The organism is Ruegeria sp. HKCCA5426 (assembly GCF_013034585.1).
Classification (GTDB): Bacteria; Pseudomonadota; Alphaproteobacteria; order Rhodobacterales; family Rhodobacteraceae; genus Ruegeria.
This window is the reverse complement of record NZ_WQGH01000004.1, coordinates 25282-49079: the sequence shown is the minus strand read 5'-3', so window position 1 is coordinate 49079 and position 23798 is coordinate 25282. Positions and strand designations below refer to the sequence as shown.

At 58.0% G+C, this 23798-nt stretch carries 26 protein-coding genes; 11 read left to right on the top strand and 15 right to left on the bottom strand.

Annotated elements, in window-relative coordinates:
- Positions 1-116 precede the first annotated feature (116 nt).
- From radA to GOV87_RS07515, 5 genes are all read left to right on the top strand, one after another.
- A complete protein-coding gene (radA, locus tag GOV87_RS07535; protein WP_171211351.1) occupies positions 117-1481 on the top strand; it encodes a DNA repair protein RadA in 1365 nt (454 codons plus the stop codon).
- Positions 1482-1522: 41 nt separating this feature from the next.
- Positions 1523-2140: a CvpA family protein gene (locus tag GOV87_RS07530; protein ID WP_171121617.1), complete on the top strand. Its 618-nt coding sequence runs from the start codon at positions 1523-1525 to the stop codon at positions 2138-2140.
- A 628-nt stretch (positions 2141-2768) separates the two neighbouring features.
- A complete protein-coding gene (gene purF, locus GOV87_RS07525) occupies positions 2769-4292 on the top strand; it encodes an amidophosphoribosyltransferase (protein ID WP_171211350.1) in 1524 nt (507 codons plus the stop codon).
- A 269-nt stretch (positions 4293-4561) separates the two neighbouring features.
- Positions 4562-4810 carry a hypothetical protein gene (locus tag GOV87_RS07520; RefSeq protein WP_171211349.1) on the top strand — a complete coding sequence of 83 codons (249 nt, stop codon included), beginning with the start codon at positions 4562-4564 and terminating at the stop codon, positions 4808-4810.
- 42 nt (positions 4811-4852) lie between these two features.
- Positions 4853-5497, top strand: a complete 645-nt coding sequence (locus tag GOV87_RS07515) for an SDR family oxidoreductase (RefSeq protein ID WP_171211348.1) — start codon at positions 4853-4855, stop codon at positions 5495-5497.
- A 61-nt stretch (positions 5498-5558) separates the two neighbouring features.
- Here GOV87_RS07515 and GOV87_RS07510 read toward each other — a convergent pair whose 3' ends face one another.
- From GOV87_RS07510 to GOV87_RS07495, 4 genes are all read right to left on the bottom strand, one after another.
- Positions 5559-6401 carry an ATP-binding protein gene (locus GOV87_RS07510; RefSeq protein ID WP_171211347.1) on the bottom strand — a complete coding sequence of 281 codons (843 nt, stop codon included), beginning with the start codon at positions 6399-6401 and terminating at the stop codon, positions 5559-5561.
- Between the two features lie 118 nt (positions 6402-6519).
- A complete protein-coding gene (gene tatC / locus GOV87_RS07505; RefSeq protein ID WP_171121622.1) occupies positions 6520-7398 on the bottom strand; it encodes a twin-arginine translocase subunit TatC in 879 nt (292 codons plus the stop codon).
- Positions 7395-7853, bottom strand: coding sequence for a Sec-independent protein translocase protein TatB (gene tatB, locus GOV87_RS07500; protein ID WP_171121623.1), 459 nt, complete (start codon positions 7851-7853; stop codon positions 7395-7397). The genes tatC and tatB overlap by 4 nt, the downstream gene beginning before the upstream one ends.
- Before the next feature lie 6 nt (positions 7854-7859).
- Positions 7860-8075 carry a twin-arginine translocase TatA/TatE family subunit gene (locus GOV87_RS07495; RefSeq protein ID WP_039531114.1) on the bottom strand — a complete coding sequence of 72 codons (216 nt, stop codon included), beginning with the start codon at positions 8073-8075 and terminating at the stop codon, positions 7860-7862.
- Between the two features lie 219 nt (positions 8076-8294).
- Here GOV87_RS07495 and GOV87_RS07490 point away from each other — a divergent pair, with 219 nt between their 5' ends.
- Entirely contained in the window at positions 8295-8600 is a 306-nt protein-coding gene (locus tag GOV87_RS07490; RefSeq protein WP_171211346.1) for a hypothetical protein, read from the top strand.
- Positions 8601-8621: 21 nt separating this feature from the next.
- Entirely contained in the window at positions 8622-9293 is a 672-nt protein-coding gene (locus GOV87_RS07485; protein ID WP_171211345.1) for a YafY family protein, read from the top strand.
- A 63-nt stretch (positions 9294-9356) separates the two neighbouring features.
- Here the strand turns inward: GOV87_RS07485 and GOV87_RS07480 are convergent, their stop codons facing one another.
- The 8 genes from GOV87_RS07480 to GOV87_RS07445 all read right to left on the bottom strand — a co-directional run bounded on the left by GOV87_RS07480 (position 9357) and on the right by GOV87_RS07445 (position 16773).
- Positions 9357-10514 (bottom strand): M23 family metallopeptidase, encoded by a 1158-nt coding sequence (locus tag GOV87_RS07480; RefSeq protein ID WP_171211344.1) that lies wholly within the window; start codon positions 10512-10514, stop codon positions 9357-9359.
- Positions 10515-10576: 62 nt separating this feature from the next.
- Positions 10577-11227: a protein-L-isoaspartate(D-aspartate) O-methyltransferase gene (locus GOV87_RS07475; RefSeq protein WP_171121627.1), complete on the bottom strand. Its 651-nt coding sequence runs from the start codon at positions 11225-11227 to the stop codon at positions 10577-10579.
- Positions 11224-12006, bottom strand: a complete 783-nt coding sequence (gene surE / locus GOV87_RS07470) for a 5'/3'-nucleotidase SurE (RefSeq protein ID WP_171134812.1) — start codon at positions 12004-12006, stop codon at positions 11224-11226. The genes GOV87_RS07475 and surE overlap by 4 nt, the downstream gene beginning before the upstream one ends.
- Positions 12007-12127: 121 nt before the next feature.
- Positions 12128-13213 (bottom strand): ABC transporter ATP-binding protein, encoded by a 1086-nt coding sequence (locus GOV87_RS07465; RefSeq protein WP_171121629.1) that lies wholly within the window; start codon positions 13211-13213, stop codon positions 12128-12130.
- An 80-nt stretch (positions 13214-13293) separates the two neighbouring features.
- Positions 13294-14340, bottom strand: a complete 1047-nt coding sequence (locus GOV87_RS07460; RefSeq protein ID WP_171211343.1) for a methyltransferase domain-containing protein — start codon at positions 14338-14340, stop codon at positions 13294-13296.
- 101 nt (positions 14341-14441) lie between these two features.
- Positions 14442-15554: a hypothetical protein gene (locus tag GOV87_RS07455; RefSeq protein WP_171211580.1), complete on the bottom strand. Its 1113-nt coding sequence runs from the start codon at positions 15552-15554 to the stop codon at positions 14442-14444.
- Positions 15555-15557: 3 nt separating this feature from the next.
- Positions 15558-16337 (bottom strand): SDR family oxidoreductase, encoded by a 780-nt coding sequence (locus GOV87_RS07450; protein WP_171211579.1) that lies wholly within the window; start codon positions 16335-16337, stop codon positions 15558-15560.
- Positions 16338-16410: 73 nt separating this feature from the next.
- The gene (locus GOV87_RS07445) at positions 16411-16773 is read right to left on the bottom strand and encodes a SnoaL-like domain-containing protein (RefSeq protein WP_171121632.1); all 363 of its coding nucleotides are present in this window, start codon (positions 16771-16773) and stop codon (positions 16411-16413) included.
- Positions 16774-16882: 109 nt separating this feature from the next.
- Here GOV87_RS07445 and GOV87_RS07440 point away from each other — a divergent pair, with 109 nt between their 5' ends.
- The 4 genes from GOV87_RS07440 to GOV87_RS07425 all read left to right on the top strand — a co-directional run bounded on the left by GOV87_RS07440 (position 16883) and on the right by GOV87_RS07425 (position 21751).
- A complete protein-coding gene (locus GOV87_RS07440) occupies positions 16883-18487 on the top strand; it encodes a peptide chain release factor 3 (RefSeq protein ID WP_171211342.1) in 1605 nt (534 codons plus the stop codon).
- On the top strand, positions 18488-19282 hold the full coding sequence (locus tag GOV87_RS07435) for a hypothetical protein (protein WP_171211341.1): 795 nt from the start codon (positions 18488-18490) through the stop codon (positions 19280-19282). It abuts the gene before it with no gap.
- Entirely contained in the window at positions 19279-20208 is a 930-nt protein-coding gene (locus GOV87_RS07430) for a glycosyltransferase family 2 protein (protein WP_171211340.1), read from the top strand. The genes GOV87_RS07435 and GOV87_RS07430 overlap by 4 nt, the downstream gene beginning before the upstream one ends.
- Before the next feature lie 184 nt (positions 20209-20392).
- Complete coding sequence (locus GOV87_RS07425; RefSeq protein WP_171211339.1) at positions 20393-21751, top strand: DEAD/DEAH box helicase; 1359 nt, start codon at positions 20393-20395, stop codon at positions 21749-21751.
- On the opposite strand, the gene GOV87_RS07420 is transcribed toward GOV87_RS07425, so the two are convergent.
- The 3 genes from GOV87_RS07420 to GOV87_RS07410 are packed head-to-tail and all read right to left on the bottom strand — an operon-like array spanning position 21748 to position 23752.
- Positions 21748-22650 carry a DMT family transporter gene (locus GOV87_RS07420; protein ID WP_171124738.1) on the bottom strand — a complete coding sequence of 301 codons (903 nt, stop codon included), beginning with the start codon at positions 22648-22650 and terminating at the stop codon, positions 21748-21750. The genes GOV87_RS07425 and GOV87_RS07420 overlap by 4 nt on opposite strands.
- Positions 22651-22671: 21 nt before the next feature.
- Positions 22672-23556, bottom strand: coding sequence for a fatty acid desaturase (locus tag GOV87_RS07415; RefSeq protein WP_171211338.1), 885 nt, complete (start codon positions 23554-23556; stop codon positions 22672-22674).
- The gene (locus GOV87_RS07410; RefSeq protein ID WP_171211337.1) at positions 23549-23752 is read right to left on the bottom strand and encodes a DUF2061 domain-containing protein; all 204 of its coding nucleotides are present in this window, start codon (positions 23750-23752) and stop codon (positions 23549-23551) included. The genes GOV87_RS07415 and GOV87_RS07410 overlap by 8 nt, the downstream gene beginning before the upstream one ends.
- Between the last annotated feature and the right edge of the window lie 46 nt (positions 23753-23798).

Genomic DNA, 23798 nt, shown 5'->3' with positions numbered 1-23798 from the left:
GTCAGCGCCTGCTGCGGTCGATGACCCATTGGGTCTGAGGACGCCGCCCGCCACCGTCAGAGTGGAAAGCCCATAAGGGCTTGAAGAACTGACCGTCCTCGGGCACCAAGGACGGCATGGCGAAGACGACTTCTTTTTCTTGTTCGGCCTGTGGTGCCACCCATTCCCGTTGGTCCGGGCGATGCGACAGTTGCGGCGAATGGAACTCGATTGCGCAGGATGTACCCCTTTCGGCTGGCCCTGCAAAAAAATCCCTCGGCGGCAAACGTGGCCAGCCCATCGCACTCACGGACCTGTCGACCGAGGAAACTCCCCCGCCCCGCACGCTGTGTGGGGTTGATGAACTGGACCGTGTTCTGGGTGGTGGCCTTGTTCCGGCCTCGGCCTTGCTGGTGGGCGGTGACCCCGGAATCGGCAAGTCCACTCTGCTGCTGCAGGCTGCCGCCCGGTTCTCGCGTGCTGGCGTCAAGACCATTTATGTGTCCGGCGAAGAAGCCAGCGCGCAGGTGCGGATGCGCGCGCGTCGCCTTGGGCTAGAAGACGCACCAGTGCAACTGGCGGCGGAAACCAACCTGCGCAACATCCTGACCACGCTTGAGACGGAAAAGCCCGGCCTTGCCATTATCGACTCGATTCAGACCATGTGGGCCGACAATGTCGACAGCGCCCCCGGCTCGGTTTCACAAGTAAGGGCCGCTGCGCATGAATTGACCACGTTTGCGAAACGACACGGGATTTCGATCATCATGGTCGGCCATGTCACGAAAGAGGGTCAAATCGCAGGCCCCCGGGTCGTCGAGCATATGGTCGATACAGTGCTGTATTTTGAGGGCGAACGCGGTCATCAGTTCCGTATCCTGCGCGCAGTCAAGAACCGTTTCGGCCCTGCAGATGAGATCGGCGTGTTTGAAATGACGGGCAAAGGTCTGGCTCAGGTCACGAACCCTTCGGCCCTGTTCCTGTCCGAACGTGGCGCTCCCAGCCCCGGTTCGGCAGTATTCGCTGGGATCGAAGGTACGCGCCCTGTTTTGGTTGAATTACAAGCACTTGTCGCACCTTCCCCACACTCTCAGCCCCGCCGCACGGTCGTGGGTTGGGACAGCGGGCGACTGGCCATGATCCTGGCCGTGCTAGAGGCACGGTGCGGTGTGCCCTTCACCGGGCTTGACGTTTACCTCAACGTGGCCGGTGGCCTGAAAGTCAGCGAACCCGCTGCCGACCTTGCGGTTGCAGCCGCATTGCTCAGCGCACGCGAAGACACGGCCCTGCCCGCAGACACGGTCGTCTTCGGGGAAATCTCGTTATCCGGGGCACTTAGGCCAGCCTCTCAAACTGAAAATAGGTTGAAAGAAGCCCAGAAACTTGGTTTCACATCAGCCATAGCTCCGGCAGGTGGCAAAACTGGTAGTGTGGCAGGTCTGACACTCACCCGACCCTCTGATTTGGTGGGGTTTGTTGGCGAAACCTTCGGAGCAGGTTAAGGTAACGCCTTGAGAGGCTGAAAAAAATACAGGCGAGGGCCATGGAAGGTTTTACAATTATTGACGGGGTGGTTGCCCTGATCGTCGTGGTGTCGGGCCTATTGGCCTATTCCCGCGGCCTTTTGAGAGAGATTCTGGCGATTGCGGGTTGGGTCGCAGCCGCCGTGCTTGCCTTTATTTTCGCACCCCAAGCTGTGCCGCTGATCAAAGAGATCCCCGTCGTTGGTGATTTCCTGCGCGACAGTTGCGAATTGTCGGTGATAACCGGGTTCGCAGCCGTATTTGCAGTGGCCTTGATCGTGGTCAGCATATTTGCACCCCTGTTTTCCTCGGTCGTGCAACGCTCGGCGCTGGGTGGACTGGATCAGGCGCTTGGGTTCTTTTTCGGCATCGCGCGCGGCATCTTGTTGGTCGCCATCGCGTTCTTCGTCTACGACACGGTCATGACCGGCCAATCCTATACCATCGTGGATGAAAGCCGTTCGGCGAAAGTTTTCGAACAATTCGGGGAAAAGATCGAAGAGCAAAACCCCGAGGCCGCTTTGGGTTGGGTCACCCAGCAATACGAAGAACTGGTCGCAAGCTGCACAGAGGGGTCAGCCCCCACCGAAAGCTCTACTCCGACCGAAGAAACGACGACACCAACAACGAACGAATAACAAAAAAGCCCGGCTCAGACCGGGCTTTTTCTTTGGCCGTGAGACTTTGCTTCAGGTAAAGCCTTCACCCGCGCACACCGTACAGCGGACGTTCTTCAGGCCGAAACAGCCGGTACAGTTGCTGTAGATAGGTTTTCCATAGACATCGCGGCTTTTGACGACCTCGCCCGCCCCATTGCAAATCGGGCACGGAGCACGGCCCATTCCACGACAACGATGGCATCGCCGCTTGGACGGCTCTTCTTTTTTTTGTCCTTGTTTGTGTTGCCACATGTTTCAAAACCCTGCCCGATATTTTTCTATATCAGACAATCATTCTTGCGGAATTGACAGCATAAGCCGCACCGAACGTCACCTTTTGATGCTCATTGTGACAAAATCCACCTGCGTCAAATCGCAAATGTGATCCTTTGATGACACCGGCACCGTAAGGCATTATGTGAGAGCCGAACTGACATGGAATCGGAGCCACCGATCTTGCTGTATCTGTCTTTCTTCGCGCCAACCCTTCGTGACGCAGGCGCGTCTGCCCCTAAGTTTAGACGGGCAGTACAAAGCATAGATACTCCCATGCGCCCGTTCCAAACCGCGTCGCACGTCAAAACGTCATAGAAATTGGAGCCCGTACATGTGTGGGATTTTGGGGATCGCAAGCAGAACGCATGATGTGTTTGCGGAAATCTATGACGGGCTGCTGATGTTGCAGCACCGGGGTCAGGATGCCTCGGGGATCGTCACCTATACCGGAGAGTTCTTTCGCGAGAAAAAGGCCAACGGTTTGGTCAAGGACGTGTTCAACGCCAAGGACGCGGAAACCCTGCTGGGCAAGGTCGGGATTGGCCACGTCCGCTATCCGACTGCCGGGTCGCTCAGCGCGTCCGAGGCGCAGCCATTCTTCGTGAACGCCCCCTACGGCATTTACCTGGTCCACAACGGCAACATCACCAATACCGCCCAACAGCGCGCAAAGGTAACGGGCAAGTACAGCCGCCACCTGCGCACGACCTCAGATTCCGAGATCTTGCTGAACGTTCTGGCCGACAAAGTGGCAGATGCGATCAAAGTCAACGGCAATGCCGATCCGATCCGCAACATCTTCTCCGGTGTGAAGATGACGATGGAACGTGTTCAGGGTGCCTATTCCGTCATTTGCCTGATCGCTGGGGTCGGCATGTTGGCGTTTCGTGACCCGCATGGCATCCGCCCGCTGTCCGTTGCGATCCGCGAGGAAGGCGGCAAAGGAGATGACTATGCCTTTGCCTCGGAAGATGTTGCTTTTGGGATCAACGGGTTCAGCAAATTGCGTGACCTGCGTCCGGGCGAAGCGATCCTAATCGACCTTGACGGAAATAAACACGAGTTCCAGGCCGTCGAAGGCAAGCTGACGCCCTGTATCTTTGAATATGTGTATCTTGCGCGTCCGGATTCGTTGCTGGATGGCGTATCCGTTTACAAGACCCAGATGCGCATGGGGCAGACTCTGGCCAAACAAATTCAGGACTCAGGGCTTAAGATCGACCGGATCATCCCTGTTCCCGACAGCGCCCGCCCCGTCGCACTTGAGGCTGCCAAGATCACGGGCATTCCGTACCGCGAAGGTTTGGTGAAGAACCGCTATGTCGGGCGTACCTTTATCATGCCCGGTCAGGAAGAGCGTCAGAAATCCGTGCGCCGCAAGCTGAATGCGGTTCCGCTGGAGTTCGATGGGCATAACGTGCTGCTGATCGACGATTCCATCGTGCGCGGCAACACGATCAAAAAGATCGTCCAAATGTGCCGTGAGGCCGGTGCAAAAAAGGTCTATATCGCCAGCGCCTCGCCTCCGGTGAAGTACCCCAACGTCTATGGGATCGACATGCCCACCAAGCATGAATTGATCGCCAACGGTAAAGAGATCGAGGAAATTCGGCAGGAGTTGGGTGCAGACGCTTTGTTCTATCAGCACCTCGACGACCTGATCTGGGCGGCCAAGGAAGGCAACCCCGAGATCGAGGCCTTTGACTGTTCATGCTTTGACGGCAAGTACATCACCGGCAGCGTCAGCGAAGACTATTTAGACACGCTGGAAAACAGCACTCGGGTCAGCAAAAAGCGCGAGGACATGCAGATACCGGGCGGGTCGTGGAACGCGGCCAAGCTGGCCTCTGGCTAAGAGCTACATCGCGAATCAGTTGTGACAATGGCCCGCGTTGCTTAGGCGATCGGGCCATTTTTCATGCCCGGAGAGGGAACGATTGGTTGATTTCCGCGCACAACCCTCTGGCGAAGGAGGCGCGTTCGCAATGGGTTCGCTGGGTCGGTATGGTATGTGGCGGAACGGCCTGCCAACCGCACCTTTTGTTCCGGCCGCGCCTTTGATAGCCCCCCTCTCACCAACCACTTAACACAAGGGGTTGGGGCCGTGCGCCCCGGCCGCAATTCATGTCAAACGCCACCGTCAAAAGCGCTGCCACGCAGAAGGGCGCGTTAAAAAAGAACTCAGTTTCCTTACTTGGAATTTTTGGCTCCAAAACCGATATGCGTGCTTTGATGCGCTTGTCATCGGGCCGCGTGAAAGAGGTCAAACCGGGTAGCCGCATTGCCTCGGGCACCGTGGTCGCCATTGATGACGACGGAGTGATGCTGCGACAAAGCGGCCAAACCAAGCGGATCGCCATCCCCGGCAGCTAATCCTGTCTTGACGCTTTGCGCCCAGGGGTCCAAACCGCATCCATGACCGATCAGACCAACATCGCCCTTATCACCGGGGCCTCGCGCGGCCTGGGTGCTGCTTTGGCCGAGGCCCTCGCACCGGAGTATCACATTGTTGCCGTCGCCCGCACGACCGGCGGGTTGGAAGAACTGGACGACCGCATTCAGGCCAAAGGTGGCTCAGCGACGCTGGCCCCCATGGATATCGCTGATCCAAACGCAATGGCCACCCTGTGCCGCAGCATCCATGACCGTTGGGGCAAGGTGGATTTGTGGGCGCATACTGCTATCCACACCTCGGCGCTGACGCCCGTTCATTTTGTAGATCCCAAAGAGTGGGCAAAGGCCACAAGCATCAACGCGACGGCAACGTCCGTTCTTATCCCATACGTGGCCCCTTTGTTGGGTGAAACCGGACATGCCGTGTTTTTCGACGATCCAAAGGCGGGCCAAAAATTCTATGGTATTTATGGTGCGACCAAAGCAGCCCAGATCGCGTTGGCGCGGAGTTGGGCGGCAGAGACCGAACGCACCGGTCCGCGCGTTTCGATCATTGAGCCTGCGCCTATGCCAACGGCTGTACGCGCCAGGTTCCACCCCGGTGAGGATCGCGCCGCGCTAACACCCACGACAGACGAAGCCGCGCGGATATTGGCCCTGCTCTAGGAATGGCCCATTCGGGCCATGCCTCCGGCGGGGATATTTTTAGCCAGATGAAGCGGGCAGATCAGCCTATTTGGGTGCCGCCGCGCCCAGCCAGATCGACGAAGAATTGCCACGCGACGCGGCCCGAGCGCGCGCCACGGGTGGCCTGCCATTCGATCGCTTCGGCGCGCAGAGTGTCAGCGTCGACCGTGACTCCGTAGGCGGTGCAATAGCGGTCGATCATGGCGAGGTATTCGTCCTGATCACAGGGGTGGAAGCCCAACCACAACCCGAAGCGATCGGACAGCGAGACCTTTTCCTCGACCGCCTCGGACGGGTTGATGGCGCTGGAGCGTTCGTTTTCGATCATGTCCCTTGGCATCAGGTGGCGGCGGTTCGAAGTAGCATAGAAAACAACGTTTTCCGGGCGGCCTTCGATGCCGCCATCCAACACGGCCTTGAGCGATTTGTAATGCTGGTCATCATGGCTGAACGAGAGGTCGTCACAGAACAGGATGAACCGGTACGGCGCGGCGCGCAAATGGTTCAGCAGGCGCGCGACCGAACCCATATCCTCGCGCTGGAGTTCCACCAGTTTCAGGTTGGGGTGGTCCGATTGCAAGGTGCCGTGGACCGCTTTGACAAGGCTGGATTTTCCCATCCCGCGCGCACCCCACAAAAGCGCGTTGTTGGCTTTGAAACCGGATGCAAAGCGGCGGGTATTATCCAGCAACGTGTCTCGGGACCGGTTGATCCCAACCAGTAGGTCCAGATCAACCCGGTTGACCTTGGTCACCGGCTCAAGCCGGTCGGGGTCCACGTGCCAGACAAATGCCGGGGCCGCACTGAAATCAGGTGCGGCCAAGGGTGCAGGGGCCATCCGTTCCAGAGCGTCAGCAATGCGGTTCAGGGCTTGGTTGTCCATCGGGGCCTCCGGTCTTGTCGTCGCGGTTTCAAACCATGTTCCGGCTTGCGCAACAAGGTCCAGAAAAGAAAAAGGCGCGCCTAGCGGTGGCGCGCCCGATTTTCAGTTCAAAGAGCGGTTATTTACCGTCTTCGTCGCGAATAATCTCGGCATCCGCCTCTTCTTCATCATCATCGTAATAGCCATCGGCGCGCAGCTGTTCCTCGCGCTTTTTCTCGACGCGGGCGACGAGGAAGATCGAGATTTCATACAGCCCGTAGACCACCACAAACAAAATGACCTGAGTGATCACGTCCGGTGGAGTCACCAGCGCGGCCAGCACCAGAATGGCGACCACGGCGTATTTGCGGACTGATCCCAGGCCTTCGGCCGTCACCAGCCCCGCCTTCCCCATCAGGGTCAGCAGAACCGGCAGTTGAAAGCACAGGCCAAAGGCCACGATGAACTTGATCGTCAGGTTCAGGTATTCCTGCGCCGAGCCCTGGAAGACCACGCTCAGCGGGGCGGCAGTTGCACCTTCGGTCACCACCTCACCTTCGGCCCCGAATTGCTGGAACCCAAGGAAGAAGTCATAGGCCAACGGCGTAACGACGTAGAAGGCAAAACTTGCACCCAGCAGGAACATGAAGGGCGAGGCCAGCATGAACGGCAGGAACGCGTTCTTTTCGGATTTATACAACCCCGGAGCAACGAACCGCCACATCTGCATCCCGATATAGGGGAACGCCAGAATGAACCCGCCAAGCAGCGAGACCTTGATGGCCACAAAGAAACCTTCCTGCGGCGAAATGAAGATTAGTCCGCAATCCTGCCCGCGTTCGGCCAGAACATCGCATAACGGGCGCGTCAGGAAGTTAAAAAGCGGCGTGGCCACCGTAAAACAGATGATCATGCCAATCAGAAACGCTACGACGCAGTGAATAAGCCGCGTGCGAAGCTCCGCCAGATGCTCGATCAATGGGGCCGAGCTGTCCTCGATCTCGTCGGTCTTGGTCATGTCTTGCTTTCGGTATTCAGCGCGGCCTCGGCTTCTTCCGCTTTGGCCAAAGCTTCAGCAGCTTCCTTGGCCTTGCGTTCGGCAGCCGCGCGCGCGGTCGAGGCCTGAATCTTTTTCGCTTGCTCTGCCCGTTCAGCCGCCAGTTTCCCGGTTTCGCTGTCGGGGTCGAACTTGGTCGGATCCATGCTCTTGGCCATTTCCTGTGCGGCTTCTTTCACGCCGTCCATGGCTGTGCCAACCGGATTGGTCGCCGCGTTCAGCCCCTTTTTGATTTCATTGACACCAGCCTGATCTGCGGCCTCGTTCATCGCACTGCTGAATTCGCGCGCCATACCACGTGCCTTGCCGACCCAACGGCCAACATTGCGGAACAGCACAGGCAGGTCCTTTGGCCCCACAACGATCAGGGCCACGATGCCAATGACCAGAAGCTCGGTCCAGCCCAGATCAAACATCTGGTCTTATGCCTTGTCTTTGTCAGTCTCGGGCGTGACGTCTTTTGCCAGCTCGGACGCGTCCTGCTCCAACTCATCCGCGCCTTCTTTGACGCCCTTTTTGAACGAAGTGATACCCTTGCCCACTTCACCCATGAGCGAGCTGATCTTGCCACGGCCAAACAGCACTAGCACCACAACCGCAATCAGCAGAAGACCGGGAAGGCCGATATTGTTGAGCATGTCATATCTCCTTGTACATCGGCGCACTGCGCCGGGAATGTGATCTGAGTTCGTGTCTACGCCCGGATCCCCGATTGCAAAAGTCAGGGCTTGCAATTTGGGCAGTAAATTTGATCGCCATACGCGTTTTTTTGAGACTCGCATTTTTCAACTGACAGGTTTATGTCAGTTGCAGGCGGCTAGGTAGAGGACATCGAAACCTGGTCAACGGAGACTCAAATGACCCATGTTGCAGAAATCGTCACCTTCAGCCTCGCCAATAGCACCACGCCGGAAGAGTTTGTGAAACTTAGCCGGGCCTCCGAAGGCTTTGTCCGGTCTGCTCCCGGCTTCACCCATCGACACTTAAGCCAGGGCGAAGATGGCCGGTGGACCGACTATGTGGTCTGGACGGACATGAAAGCGGCCAAAGACGCCGCCGCGCAATTCCCGCAGCAGGACTTTTGCGCGGATCTGATGGCTGCGATCAATCCGGAAAGCATCCAGATGCGCCATGAGAATGTGCTATGGAACATGACCGCCTGATCGCGGTCGAAACGGTGTGTCATGCGCCGCACTGACCGCCTGTTCGACATCATCCAGATTCTGCGCGACGGTAAACTGCACCGCGCGCAGGACATTGCGGACCGGCTTGAGGTTTCGGTTCGCACGATCTACCGCGACATGGATACTCTCGTCGCCTCGGGCGTCCCGGTCGAGGGGGAGCGCGGCGTAGGCTACATGGTGCGCGAACAAATCACCCTGCCCCCCCTAAACCTGACCCCGGCTGAGCTTGAGGCGCTGAACCTCGGCATGGCGATCGTGGCCGAAGCCGCCGACCCGGATCTGAAAGCCGCCGCCGAAACTCTCGCCGACAAGATCGACGCGGTGCTACCGACACAGGTCGTGGCCGAGGCCGACGCCTGGAAATTCGCCGTTTATCCCTTTGCCGATGCCGCGCGCGGACTGGCGCATATGGCGCCAATCCGATCCGCCATCAAGTCGCGCCAAAAGCTCCTCCTGTCCTACCGCCGCATCGACGGCGTATTGACAGAACGCACGATCCGCCCACTGCATATGGAATACTGGGGCCGCGTCTGGACCCTGACGGCATGGTGCGAATTGCGCACAGGCTTCCGTGTCTTCCGCGTAGACCTGATCGAATCCGTGCACCCCTTGCCAGAAATCTTTGCCGACGAGCCCGGCAAAAGACTAAGCGACTTCGACCCCGAAGCGTGATCCGCGCTTCATCTGGCTAAAAATATCCCCACCGGAGGTATGGCCCGATCAGGGCCATTCCCTTTAGTTCAAGTAGGGTTCCGGATCGACGGCCTCGAATCCTTTCCGAACCTCGAAATGGACATAAGCATTGTCGCCACCGCGCAATGCAGCAATCTTTTCGCCCCGGCGCACGCGACCTCCCTTTTTCACCGCGATGTTTTCGACATTGGCATAAACGGTTAGCAAGTCGTTCTTGTGCTTCACAACGATGATCGGCACCTGATCAGCGTCTGCGGTGATCGCGGCCACCGTACCGGCTTCGGCGGCTTTCACCGCAGTTCCCGGTGCCGCCGCGATATCAATGCCCTCGTTCTTTCCCTTGCTATAGGTACGGATAATCGTCCCCGTGACGGGCAGACCCAACAGGGAGTTGCTCTGGTTGGTTGGGGCTTCGGCCGTAACATCAGGCGCAGGTTTTGCTGGCGCAATCACTTCTTCCGGCAAAGGTTGCGTCGCGCTTGGCGGAGTGGGCGTCGGCGACCCCTGCCCCGGCTGCGTGACATTGGTTGCCGGTTGGCTTACCTGTTGCGGCGCAGGCTGGCTTTTGATCGGGATCAGCAGGAACTGCCCCTCACGCACAGTAAAGTCTGAATCCAAGCCGTTCCAATCGGCAAGCGCGTCCACCGGCACATCGTAAAGCCTTGAGATCGTAAAGGCTGTTTCACCCCGCTTGACCTTGTGCCGGATCGGTTCTGGGCCAGCTGGGGCCGGGACTGGTGCCGCGGCAGGTTGCGCAGGCTCCAGTGTCGACGTTCGAACAGACCCATCCGTCGGCGCGTCGTCAATGGCTGTTCCGGCGATCGTGGCGATATCCACTGTACTGGCGGCACCAACCGCCCGAGGCAGGGCAACAACCTCGCCATCACGCAGGGTGTCCGTCGGCTTGAGGCCGTTGAAGGTGGCAAGCTCGCCCTCAGGCAACCCGACCCGTGCGGCCACGTCCCTCACTGTGTCACCACGGCGCGCTATGGCGACCTGATACGTCGGATAGGTGATCACGCCGCGTGCATCCGGCGCCGGTCGGCTTGTTGTCGCGGATTGCGCGGCGTCAGTTGTCGAAAACCCGCCGACCTGCCCGCGCAGATCATAATCGAGCGGACCTTCACATCCCGCCAAAAGGGCCAGAGCCGCGGCTCCGGTTGCGCAGCGTCGTATCGCTGACTTGGAAACTGCTCTCATTTTGCTGTCCTCATCACCTGCCCCTGTTGGCCGGGGTTCCGGTGCATCTGCAAAGTAATCCTTTACGCCCCTTCTTTTCCCAACCCCTCTAGCAGAGGTACGAAACGAACGGGCAACAATTCATCATATTCCAGACCGGTCTCGGTTCGCCGCACGCGGATCAACGTCTGAACCGCATCCGACTGCCCCACCGGTAAAACCATGATACCGCCGATTTTGAGCTGCGCCAAGAGTGGCCCGGGGGGGTCTTCCGCCGCCGCCGTCACGATGATGCGGTCGAACGGTGCCTGTTCCGGCAGGCCAAAGGATCCATCCGACAGCATCGCTGTCACGTTGGTCAGCCCCATATCGCGGAACAGTTCCCCCGTTTCACGGACCAACCTCTTGTGGCGCTCGACGGTGTAAACCCGGCGCGCCAGCTTGGACAGGACGGCGGCCTGATATCCGGACCCCGTGCCGATTTCCAGAACTGTATCGCGCGGACGCACGTCCAGCGCCTGCGTCATAAGCCCAACAACTGACGGCTGACTTATTGTTTGACCACAGGCAATCGGCAACGGAGTGTCTTCATAGGCGCGCTCAGAAAACAGGCCTTTGACAAACTTTCCGCGATCAATCTGCTCCATCGCGGCCAGAACACGTGCATCCGTCACCCCGCGCGAGCGCAAGGCAAACAGAAATTGCATAATGGTTTCTGCGCTTGGTCCGCTCATTCGATCGACTTCAATGCCTCAAGCGTGTCATGCGCTGTCAGGTCCGCGCGCATCGGCGTAACCGAAATATAACCGGCCAGATTTACTGCGGCGTCCGTTCCGGGCGCGGTCGGGTTGTGCTGATAGCCTCCCTTGATCCACAAAAAGCGCCGCCCCGAAGGAGAGCTGTGAGGTTCGACCGAAAAATGTGTATCCCGGCGAAACCCTTGCGGCGCGATCCGAGTACCCAGCACTTCATCCGCAGGAACCGGAGGGAAATTCACGTTATAAAACAGCCGGTAATCGCCCTGTTCTGCTGGGGTAGCATCCAGAATTTTCCGCACAAGGTCGGCGCCGTGCCGGGTTGCTGTCTCAAAGGGATCGTCCAGCCCAAGATTACGCGGGCCGAAATACTGCGACAACGCGATCGCGGGGATACCTTGTAAGGCAGCTTCCATCGCGCCGCCCACGGTTCCGGAATACAGCGTGTTTTCGGCAGAGTTGTTTCCACGATTCACACCCGACAAAACCAAATCCGGCGGCGCATCCTTCATCACGTCGTGCAAGCCAGCCAGCACGCAATCGGCGGGCGACCCTTCAGCCGCAAACCGACGTTCACCCAACTGGGCCATCATCATCGGATGCGTATAGCTGATGCAGTGACCAACGCCGGACTGTTCGAATGCCGGCGCGACGACCCAAACCTCACCATCGGGCCCTGCAAGTTCTGCGGCAATCGCCTCGAGCGCGATAAGCCCCGGGGCGTTGATTCCATCATCGTTGGTCAGAAGAATACGCATATGCCCCATCCGTCCCTGCGTTTTTTCCTTGATAGACCCGCCCCTGCGCGGCGGCAAGCGACCCGCGCACGCAATCTGCGGCTTTCGCGCACCACTTGGCCCTAATCTGTGGTTACAGGCGTCACTCGGGGAACACGAAACACCGGTCCCGGCGGACCGTCAGCCACATAACGCGTCCCGGCTGGGGCACAAAGACGTTGGGTACCGTCGCTTTCAGGATCGAGCCGTCATGATCCATGCGAAACTCAACAAGGCTTTCGTTGCCCAGAAACCGCGAACGCTCGACCACGCCTCGGGCCGCGACGCCATCCGTCGCCGTTGGGAGCGGCCCTTTGCCGTTGCGATCAAAGTCCAAGCGAACGTGCTGAGGACGGAAAACGATCTCGACATTCGTGCCATCAGCGACGCCGGGCGCCAGAAACTGCCCAAACGGCGTGTCCGCCAAGGCCCCATTCACTTGCGACCTTAAAGTATTGAGATCGCTAAAAAAGGCCACGGCCGCCTTGTCAGCCGGGCGCGTATAGACGTTATAGGGCGCGCCTTGCTGAACGATCTTGCCCCGTCGCATCAACGCGATTTCGTCTGCCATGCGCATGGCCTCTTCAGGTTCATGAGTGACCAGAACCACAGCCGCGTCTTCCTGCTTGAGGATCGCCAGGGTCTCATCCCTGATGCCATCGCGCAGCCGGTTGTCCAGCCCCGAGAAGGGTTCATCCATCAACATGATACGCGGGCGCGGTGCCAGAGCACGCGCCAATGCCACCCTTTGCTGCTCACCCCCTGACAGGTGATGCGGAAAATCGTCTATGAACCGCATCATGTCGACCTTGCGCAGCAGTTCTTCAACGCGGGCGCGTTTTTCGTCTTTGCGCCCTTTCAAGCCAAAAGCGACGTTGTCCGCCACGCTGAGATGGGGAAACAGGGCAAAGTCCTGAAACATCAACCCAATTTCGCGACGTTCCGGAGGCACGCGAAACACGGTGTCGCAGATCAGTTTCCCGTCGACGTAAATCTCACCGGATTCTTGCATGTCGACCCCGGCGATCATCCGCAGCGTCGTCGACTTGCCACAACCCGACGGCCCCAGCAAACAGGTGACCTGCCCCGCCTGAACGGTCAGCGAGACATCGTCAACCACAACCCGCCCTTCATAGCGCGCGACCAGATTGCGAATTTCCAGACGTGGAGGAGTTGCGTCTACTGTCACCGATGGACCCCGTTGCCTTTCCCGATCAATTCCATCGGACTTGGGCGGGGATAGCAACCCCGCCCTTCAGGCGCAAGGGATCAGCAACACCCACCGGACAGAGCTTCTCCGGCGGCTTCAAACGGGCTTTCCCCGCCACACCCTTCGAAAATGCCATAATGGGTCGAGAAATCGCCGATAAAGTTGAAATGCCGGGCAAACCGTGTGTCTTTCAACATCATCCACGTATTACCGCAAACCGGAAAGACCTTGCCGGTTTCAATCGCATGATGGTCATCCAACTCAAACAGATGCGAAGCGTGAAGGATGGTGCCCTTGTAGATCACCGCCTGCCCGTAATCCTCGCAAGCTGGCTCCAGCTCCGGCAGCTTGAACAGACGATACGTCGCGGACAGGAACTTCAACGGCGCAACGCGCTGCTCCAGCACCGGGTTTTCAATGGTCAGCGGTCGGTGAGTCACACGGCGTGGATCGCCAAATCCTGCCTTGCGCGAGATCGACAGGAAATCATTCCAATACAGCGCCCCGGACAGGCATTCGCCGTACAGAACCTCATCCTCGGCCATAGCTTGAGGCACACGTCGATCGGCGTAGACGTCCGAGAAGTACATCTCGCCACCTTCTTTCAGCAGACGGTGAGCCCCGCGCAAAACCGCCTCTTTGTCTGTGGCCAGATTGATCACGCAGTTCGAGACGACGATGTCGAACGAACCGGGCTCAAGGTCCAATTCGTCCAGTTTTTCGATATAGCCGTGATGGAATTCAACATTCGACGCTCCGTGACCAAAGGCCTGTGCGTGATAATCCTGATGCGCTCGGGCGACGTCCAGTTGCTCGGGCGTCATATCCACACCAACCACGCGGCCTTTTTCGCCCACCATAGCGGACAGAGCGTAGACGTCGCGCCCGGCCCCACAGCCCAAGTCGAGGATGCTCATCCCCTCAAGATCCAGCGGGGCGATCAACCCGCATCCATAGTAACGGGTCAACACATCGTCATGAATTTGCGAAAGAATTTTCTTTACATGATCCGGCATGTCATCCGGCGTGCAACATGCGTTGGTCTGCAGGTCAGAACTGCCTTGCAAGACTTCGCCATAGTAATTCTGCACCGACTCATGCTTCATCCCGAGCTTCCCTCTGTTTCGCGACAGACATCAGCTAGATCAGAGCGGTGTCAGGTGCAATCCAAGCCTTCGACATTTAACAGAACTGTGAGTTGCCCGCCTCAACCCAGCAGTTCGAAATCGACGCCCGCGCGCACCCGACCATTCACCTGAATTTCCAACCGATGTGCGCCGGGGACCAGCTTGAAGGTTGTCGCATCGGCTTTAAGCTTGTGCTTCTTTCCCAGTTTTAACGCCCCGTCGCGCAAAGCCGATTGCTTGAGTTTATGCACCTTTGTTGAAGTTTTTCCTCCAGGCTTTTTAAAGTGAATAATATAATCTACCAAAACGGGTTGATCACTCTCTCCGGTCAAAGCCACATCAAACTCCAACGCCCCGCCAATCCTGGCCTCACCAAGAACAGCGATGCTTGCCGAAACCTCGGCTTCTGGGTCAAAGCCCAGCATCTTCATGGCCTTGGGGTGGCCCGATTTGACCAACCCGCGCAGAGTGTGCGTTGTCATCCATCGCAATTCGTCAGCGTCTTGATGCGCGTCCTGCGACCAGCTTTGCAAGCGGCTCAGAACCAGTTCGGGGTCCTTCTTTGTGATATCATTTAGATGATTGGCGACCGAGCGTGTAACGTAACGAGTCTTGTCCGCGTGAAGCCGGTCCAACAATGGTAACGGATCAGTCAGGTCCAGCCCGACCGCCTGCCCCCACGGCAGCCTTGGCCGCGTTCCTTCGCTAACCAGTCTGCGCACGTGATAGCTGTCGTGATCGCACCAAACTTCCATACGCGCCATCACCTTATCAGGATGGTGGTTAAGGAATGGGCGAATGGCCCATTCCATTGAAAACCTCTGCGTCAGTTCTTCGATCACGTCCAGCGCCAGATCGGGATGGTACAACCCAACGTCCACAACCCAATCGCCCAAGGGCGCAAAGATGAAGTCACCGAAATCATCATCCGTCTTGGTCGGGTCCAACGGAGGGGGCAAGGCGTTCAACAACGTCGGCGCAACGTCCGGCAGATCACCGGGAACGGCCTGTTGCAGACACGTGGCGATCCACGCCATACGCTCTTTCAACTCAAGACCAGACAGGCGGGACATGACCTGCGCTTGAAGCGCATCCACATCGAAACCGGGGTCGGCTGCCGCGAAAAGCCCCGCCAGATAGCGGGTCTTTTCTGCATTAAATAACTGATCTTTCAGTGAAAAATTTTTCGCCATCATCTACATCGTCAGGTTGGTCCCACCGCCGTCCAGCAGGATATTCTGACCCACGATAAACCCCGCGTGCTGGGAACACAGAAAAGCGCAGGCCGCGCCAAATTCCTGCCGTGTGCCATAGCGGCGCGCGGGGATCGTGGCGGCGCGTTCGGCACGGGCGTCTTCCATCGAGATGTTCTTTTGCAAGGAAACCCCGCTGTCCAGCGCATCGGCGCGGCCGGTGGCGTGAATTCCGGGCAACAGATTGTTGATCGTCACCCCTTGGGGGGCCACCTGACGCGCGGTTCCGGCGACATAGCCAGTCAGCCCCGTCCGCGCCGCGTTCGACAGGCCCAGCACGGCGATGGGCGCGCGCACGGATTGCGAGGTGATATTGACCACGCGCCCCCAGCCTTTGTCCATCATTCCCGGCAGCAAGGCCTTCATAAAGGCAATCGGCGTCAGCATGTTGGCGTCCAGCGCTTTGATGAAATCTTCACGCTCCCAATCCGACCACATACCCGGAGGGGGACCACCCGCGTTTGTCACAAGAATATCAACACCCTGCGCAGCTTCTATGACCTGCTCCTGACCGTCCGGCGAAGTGACATCGCACGCGACCGTCTGAACGTCCACGCCATGGTCCGAGCGCAACCGCACGGCTTCAAACTCTAACGCCTCGGAACCGCGCGCGTTCATCACGAGATCGACCCCCGCTGCAGCCAATGACTCGGCACAGCCCAGACCCAATCCCTTGCTACTGGCACAAACCAGCGCGCGTTTTCCTTTGATTCCCAGATCCATCTGATCCTCCCCATCTGTTGTTGTTGCCATGTCTAGCACCGGCCAGACAGGGAAGACCAGAATTCAAGAACGATCAGTAAAAGAACTCTTCCCGAACAATTTTTCCGTTCGCCACATGATAGACGCCAACCTCTTGCATATCAAAGGCTTCACCGGTTTCTTTCACCTTGCCCTGCACTGAAAAAATCACCGCAAAGCGATCTTCACCATGAGGAAAGGGATCACTGACTGAAGCGCCCGAGACCTCGTGCGCGCCTTCCCACCATTCGTGTTTACCTCGAATGGCGTCGCGACCGTGGGTTTCACGCCCCATATCCATGAAATCCTGCCCTTCGACCGAAACGGCATCCTCGGCATAGAGCTTATCCAGATTTTCCTTGGCGCGGTCTTCGCGACAACCAGCCACCAGCTCATCGGCAATCTCTTTCAAATTCATTTATCCACTCCACTATTTGTTCACTATATGTTCTTATTGCCATAGCTGTACGATTCGAACCACCCCCTTTGTCTTGCCTCGGCAGGATTCCCCGCCTATACGCGCGATTATGCTTGATACCTCGAACCAACCCTCCCTGCCGCCCGAGATCGCCCGTCGCCGGACCTTTGCGATCATCTCGCACCCGGATGCGGGCAAGACGACGCTGACGGAAAAGTTCCTTCTATACGGAGGCGCGATCCAGATGGCCGGTCAGGTCCGCGCCAAAGGTGAGGCGCGGCGCACACGCTCGGACTTCATGCAGATGGAAAAGGATCGCGGTATCTCGGTTTCCGCTTCGGCAATGTCGTTCGACTATGGGAACTTCCGTTTCAATCTGGTTGATACACCCGGTCACAGCGATTTCTCGGAAGATACCTATCGGACGCTCACCGCTGTAGACGCTGCTGTGATGGTGATCGACGGCGCGAAAGGTGTGGAAAGCCAGACGCAGAAACTGTTCGAGGTCTGCCGCCTGCGCGATCTGCCGATCCTGACCTTCTGTAACAAGATGGACCGCGAAAGCCGCGATACGTTCGAGATCATCGACGAAATTCAAGAGATGCTGGCCATCGACGTCACTCCCGCCGCCTGGCCGATTGGCGTGGGGCGCGATTTCATCGGCTGCTATGACATGCTGCGCGACCGCTTGGAACTGATGGACCGCGCCGACCGCAACAAAGTGGCCGAGAGCATTCAGATCGACGGTTTGGACGATCCCAAGCTGGCCGAACACGTCCCCGAACATCTGCTGGAGAAACTGCTGGAAGAGGTCGAAATGGCGCGCGAATTGCTGCCCAAGCTCGACCCGCAGGCAGTTCTTGAGGGGCATATGACCCCAATCTGGTTCGGCTCGGCGATTAACTCGTTCGGCGTCAAGGAATTGATGGAAGGCATCGGTGCATACGGCCCGCAGCCTCAGGTTCAATCGGCTGAACCGCGTCAGATCGCGCCGGATGAAAAGAAGGTCGCAGGCTTTGTCTTCAAGGTGCAGGCCAATATGGACCCCAAGCACCGCGACCGCGTAGCGTTTGTGCGAATGGCCTCGGGACATTTCAAACGCGGCATGAAGCTGACTCATGTACGGTCGAAAAAGCCCATGGCGATCTCGAACCCGGTGCTGTTTCTCGCCTCCGACCGCGAATTGGCCGAAGAGGCATGGGCCGGCGACATCATCGGCATCCCCAACCACGGGCAACTGCGCATCGGTGATACCCTGACCGAGGGCGAGGCGCTACGCGTCACCGGCATTCCGTCCTTCGCGCCGGAACTGCTGCAAACCGTCCGCGCGGCAGATCCGTTAAAAGCCAAGCATCTGGAAAAGGCTTTGATGCAGTTCGCCGAGGAAGGTGCAGCCAAAGTGTTCAAACCCTCAATCGGGTCTGGCTTTATCGTAGGTGTGGTCGGTGCTCTGCAATTCGAAGTGCTCGCCAGCCGGATCGAGATGGAATACGGCCTGCCTGTTCGGTTCGAGGCGTCGCAGTTCACCTCGGCCCGTTGGGTCAGCGGTGACAAGGTCGAGGTTGAAAAATTCGTCAACGCCAACAAACAGCACATCGCGCACGACCATGACGGCGACATCGTTTATCTGACGCGCCTGCAATGGGATATCGACCGGGTGGTGCGGGACTATCCGGCATTGAACCTGACGGCGACCAAGGAAATGATGGTTTGATTGCAGTGGCAAACACCCCGCCGCAATCTCTTGGGCATGAACGAGATTGACCTGACCTATCCCGACGGTCTGACAGGCGTCCTGGACCGTTTTGAGGGCCGCCGCGCCCCGTTCGACTTTGGCGCTGAAACGCTGCCGCCTGCTGACGCTGCTCTGGAGCCTTTGACTGTTCAGATCGTTGCTGAGGATGCGGCGCGGCTGGGTCCGGGGTCGCCCAACACATCTTGGGCGCGAAAACGGGCGCGGATCGCGGAAGAATTCGTAGGCTCGACCGAACTGGCATTCCTGAACGCTCAGTTGATCGCAAACCTGCGTAAAAGGGATTTTCCGACACAATGCCCGCCCCTGTTTCAGCGCCTCTGGGCCGAGCAATCGGCGCATTTGTTGCAGGTATTGGACCTGCGTTGGCTGGTATCCTCGGTGCAGACATTTGCAGATCACGGCATGACCCCGACCCAACGTGAGGTCGGTCATGCCTTGCGCATGTTGTTTGGTCTGGTCAAACTGTATGAGTTTGAACGTCTGTTTTCCGGCCACCCACCCTCGGATGCCTTTCGGCTGCGACACAAAGTCGATGCCGCCCTGCCAATGGGGATGGAGGGGTTTTCGCTGGATAGTGGTGGTCTGGATATCAACCTTATTGCGCCGATCTGGTCCAAAGCTTTGACCGACCCAACCATAGCGCCGTTGGCCAATCATCTTCTGAACAGGCTTAACGCGGACCCCGGCACTGTGTTCCGACGCCTGAAACTAATGCGAGAGATGCGGGCGGCGCGGCAAAGGGCGCGGCAGTGACAACTTGGGGCATCGTATCGACTGTTCGGGGAACGGCGAAGGACATCCTGCGGTTTGTGGCCTACCACCTCGATCTTGGGGCCGATCAAATCTTTCTGTTTCTGGACGAGCCCTGCCCGGACGCCTTCAATGTGCTAATTCGCCATCCGAAGGTCGAGGTCCGCATCTGCGACACAAGGTTCTGGGCCTACAGGCAACGCAAAAGGCCCGATACGCATCAGGTGCGACAGACCGCAAATGCCAGCTTTACTTATCGAAAGGCACAAGTTGACTGGCTGACTCATATTGATCTGGACGAATTCCTGTGGACCCAGACCCCTGTTGATGAACAGTTGGCAGAGATTCCGGATGACGTCCCCGCGGTTCGTGTCCGTCCGATTGAACCCGTCGGGGGCACGCAGGATCAGTACAAGGCCTATATTCCTACCGGTCAGGGCCGCGACGGGATTATGCAAACGCTTTATCCGAATTACGGCGCATTTGTTCTGGGTGGATTCCTCAGCCACGTTCAGGGCAAGCTCTTCGTGCGTACCGGCCTGCCCCGGATCAATTTTCGCATTCACAACCTGTTTCAGAACGGAGAGAACCGCCCGGTAACTACCGAGTTGCCTGGAATCGACCTGTGCCACCGCCACGCGCCTGACTGGGATCATTTCCGGGCGCATGTCCAATTTCGGATGCAAAGCGGATCATACAGGGCCGGAATGTCCCCGAACGTGCCACGCGAACAGGGCGGGTTGAACATGAACGAACTGCTGAGCTGGATAATGACCGAAGGCGGCGAAACCGGGCTTCGTGCGTTTTACGATGAAATCAGCGGTACAGACCACGATGTTTACGCGCGATTGAAGCAACATGGGTTGATCCGCTATCGCCCGATTAATCTGGACGAAAAGCTCGCGAAACACTTCCCCGGAAGCGCCTGAATTGTTGCGCGAAATCCAGACTATCACGGACCGCCGTTACGTTAACGTGTCTTCATTTGACGCTGATCGACGTTTTTGTTATGTCCCCGCCCAAGCCGAAATGCGCGCTGCTGCGTATGGTCATCCGGACCCGGCATTCCTTTGACGCGCGGGCCAGGTCTAGTGTCCGCAAAAACGGACATACATGACAAAGTTTAACGAACTGAACCTGAACCCGAAGGTCCTCAAAGCCATTGAGGAAGCCGGATACGAAACCCCCACCCCGATCCAGGAAGGTGCAATTCCCCCTGCGCTTGAGGGCAAGGATGTTCTGGGTATCGCCCAGACCGGCACCGGGAAAACCGCAAGTTTTACTCTGCCGATGATCACCCTGCTGGCCCGTGGCCGCGCACGTGCGCGGATGCCGCGATCGCTGGTGCTGTGCCCGACGCGGGAACTGGCCGCGCAGGTAGCCGAAAACTTCGACACCTATACCAAGCACCTGAAACTGACCAAGGCGCTGTTGATCGGAGGCGTCAGCTTCAAGGAACAAGAGGCGCTGATCGACCGGGGCGTCGACGTTCTGATCGCCACGCCCGGTCGTCTGCTGGACCATTTCGAACGCGGCAAGCTGCTGCTGACCGGCGTTCAGATCATGGTCGTGGATGAGGCTGACCGGATGCTGGATATGGGCTTTATCCCCGATATCGAGCGCATCTTTTCGCTGACGCCGTTCACGCGCCAGACACTGTTCTTCTCGGCCACCATGGCCTCTGAGATCGAGCGTATTACTGACACGTTCCTGTCAGCCCCTGCCCGCATCGAGGTTGCCCGCCAGGCGACGGCGTCTGAAACAATCGAACAGGGCGTGGTGATGTTCAAAGGTGGTCGCCGCGACCGTGAGGCCAGCAATAAACGCAAGGTCCTGCGCGCACTGATCGACGCCGAAGGCGACAAATGCACGAACGCGATCATCTTCTGCAACCGCAAGACGGATGTTGATATCTGCGCGAAGTCGCTGAAGAAATACGGCTATAACGCCGCCGCCATCCATGGTGATCTGGACCAGTCGCAGCGTATGAAAACGCTGGACGGGTTCCGCGACGGGTCTCTGCGCCTGTTGGTGGCCTCGGATGTGGCCGCGCGGGGTCTGGATATCCCGTCGGTCAGCCACGTGTTCAACTTTGACGTGCCCGGCCATGCCGAAGACTACGTTCACCGGATTGGCCGGACGGGTCGTGCCGGTCGTGAGGGCAAGGCAATCACCATCTGCTCGGGCCGCGACGAAAAGGCGCTGGATGCAATCGAAAAGCTGATCCAAAAGGAAATCCCCCGGATCGACAACCCGATCAAGGACGAACCGAAATCGGACGCGCCCAAACAAGAGAAAAAAGTCAAGCCGTCGGATGAAAAGAAAAGCGACAGCAAAAAGAGCGACCGTAAAAGGGAAAAAGAACCCAGGGGCCGCAATCGTCGCGACGGTGGTGGCGCGAATGTTGTAGGAATGGGCGATCATATGCCCAGCTTTATCGCACTCAGCTTTGATGAGCGCCGAGCCGGTTAAATCGACAACACCAGCACAACTATCGACGCACCCAGCAATGTCATCCCGGCGATCTCGCGCCGGGTGATGGTCTCGCGGAAGAACAGCAGCGAAGCGAAAAGGCTCAGGATCAACTCGACCTGTCCCAGCGCTTTGACATATGCCGCGTTCTGCAATGTGAAGGCCAGAAACCAACAAAATGATCCGCTCAGGCTGGTGAGGCCGACAAATACTCCGGTCCGGCGCGTGTCCCAGACAGCCCGTAATTCGGCCCGGTCCCGCCACAAAAGCCAAAGCCCCATGCTGAGAAACTGGAACGACACCACAACAGCCAGTGTCACCAGCGCCCGGAACCACGCGTCGATATCACCCAATTCCAACGACGCCCCCCGGTAACTGACCGAGGAAAACGCGAACAGAACACCCGACCCAAGCCCCAATCGCGAGGCGCGATTGGTCAGGTGTTTCCACCACGCGCCATCCCCGCCGGGGTTTTTCGACAGCAACAGAACCGCCGTCAGCCCCAGAATGATCGCCGCAAACGCCCCCGCCGACACCTGATCGCCAAGGACCAGAAAACCCACAATGGCGGTCTGGATGACTTCGGTTTTCTTGAAGGTGATCCCAACGGCAAAATTGCGCTGCTTGAACAAAGCGACCACACAGATTGTCGCAAGAATCTGAGTTGTCCCGCCAACCACGGCGAACAGCCAAAATTTGGCGGTCAGATGCGGCAGGCCATACCCTGTCAGCATCAAAGCCACAGCCAACCCTAGCACCGCCAGAGGCATCGAATACGCAAACCGCGCAAATGTCGCGCCAGCCGCACTCAGCTTCACGCTGCTCAGCGACTTTTGCAGCATGAAGCGAACGGTTTGAAACGAAGCAGCCGCGAGAGTGACGGGAATCCAAAGGCTCATGCCGACCCTTGTGGCCTTAAATCAATCCCTTGGCCAGAGCGGATGCGCAACCGGGTCCTTCGCACGCACGAAGAACGCGCGGAAAATTTCGGCGTAAGAGCGATACACATAGGCGCTGTTTCTAGCCAGATAGCGGTCTTTCCCCTCGTGATACAAAGATGGCAGCTTGTACCAGGGCGCGGCAGGGTTCATGTGATGAACTACGTGCAAGTTATTGTTCAGAAATAGAAACGCCAGCGGACCACGGTCTTCGACGATAACGGTTCTGGCACCTGCATCTTCGTGTGCCCGGTGTTCCAGAAAAGTTCGAATCTTAACCAGACCCAACCCGATATATGCAGACGTGACATAGGCCCAAATCGGCATACCGGACTGCGCAACGACCCCAAGAACAACAGCGACTCCGACAAGATGCAGCGCCCACGCCCTCAAAACATTCCGGTCACCGCGAAAGGTGGCGCGCAGCTCATCCCGCGTGAAGACATATTGCCCAATCGCCGGGCCCAGAACGATACGCCCCAGCAGAGTGTTATTCGCAGACAGCAACAGCCGTTGCCAACCGCGTAGACGACCCCAGACCTTCGGATCGAGGTAATTCGACTCCGGGTCGTCGTACGGGTCGGTCAAGGTTGCGTCCCTGTGGTGGGCAAGATGCAGGTCTCGAAAACGCTGATACGGAATGAACAGCGTCAACGGCAGGGCCATCAAAGCCTCATTCAACCAGTTTTGCCGGAATGGATGCCCGTGCAACGCTTCATGCGTCAGTGAGGAATGCATGGCGGCGACACACCCCATCGCCGGGATTGCCACCCATAAAGGCGCGTAGAAAATCACACCCAGCCAAGCTGCATAACATGTCAGAATCAGCGCGAAGGTGATCCACTCGGGCCCCTCACGCTCAGACATTGCGACCCCACGTGATACCAGCCCAAACGCGTTCATAAATTACGTACAAGGTCAGACCGATCGCGGTGTTCACAACCGCCAATGTTCCGCCGATTGCAGCGGACCCAGTTGCCACCAACCCAACAAGGGTCATGACAATCAGCCCCATCGCATTCCACAGCACAGCCTTCACGACTGATCTTCGCCGTGTTTCCATTCCGTCACCCATATTCTTGTTATGTCTCAAGAATTACGGACAACAG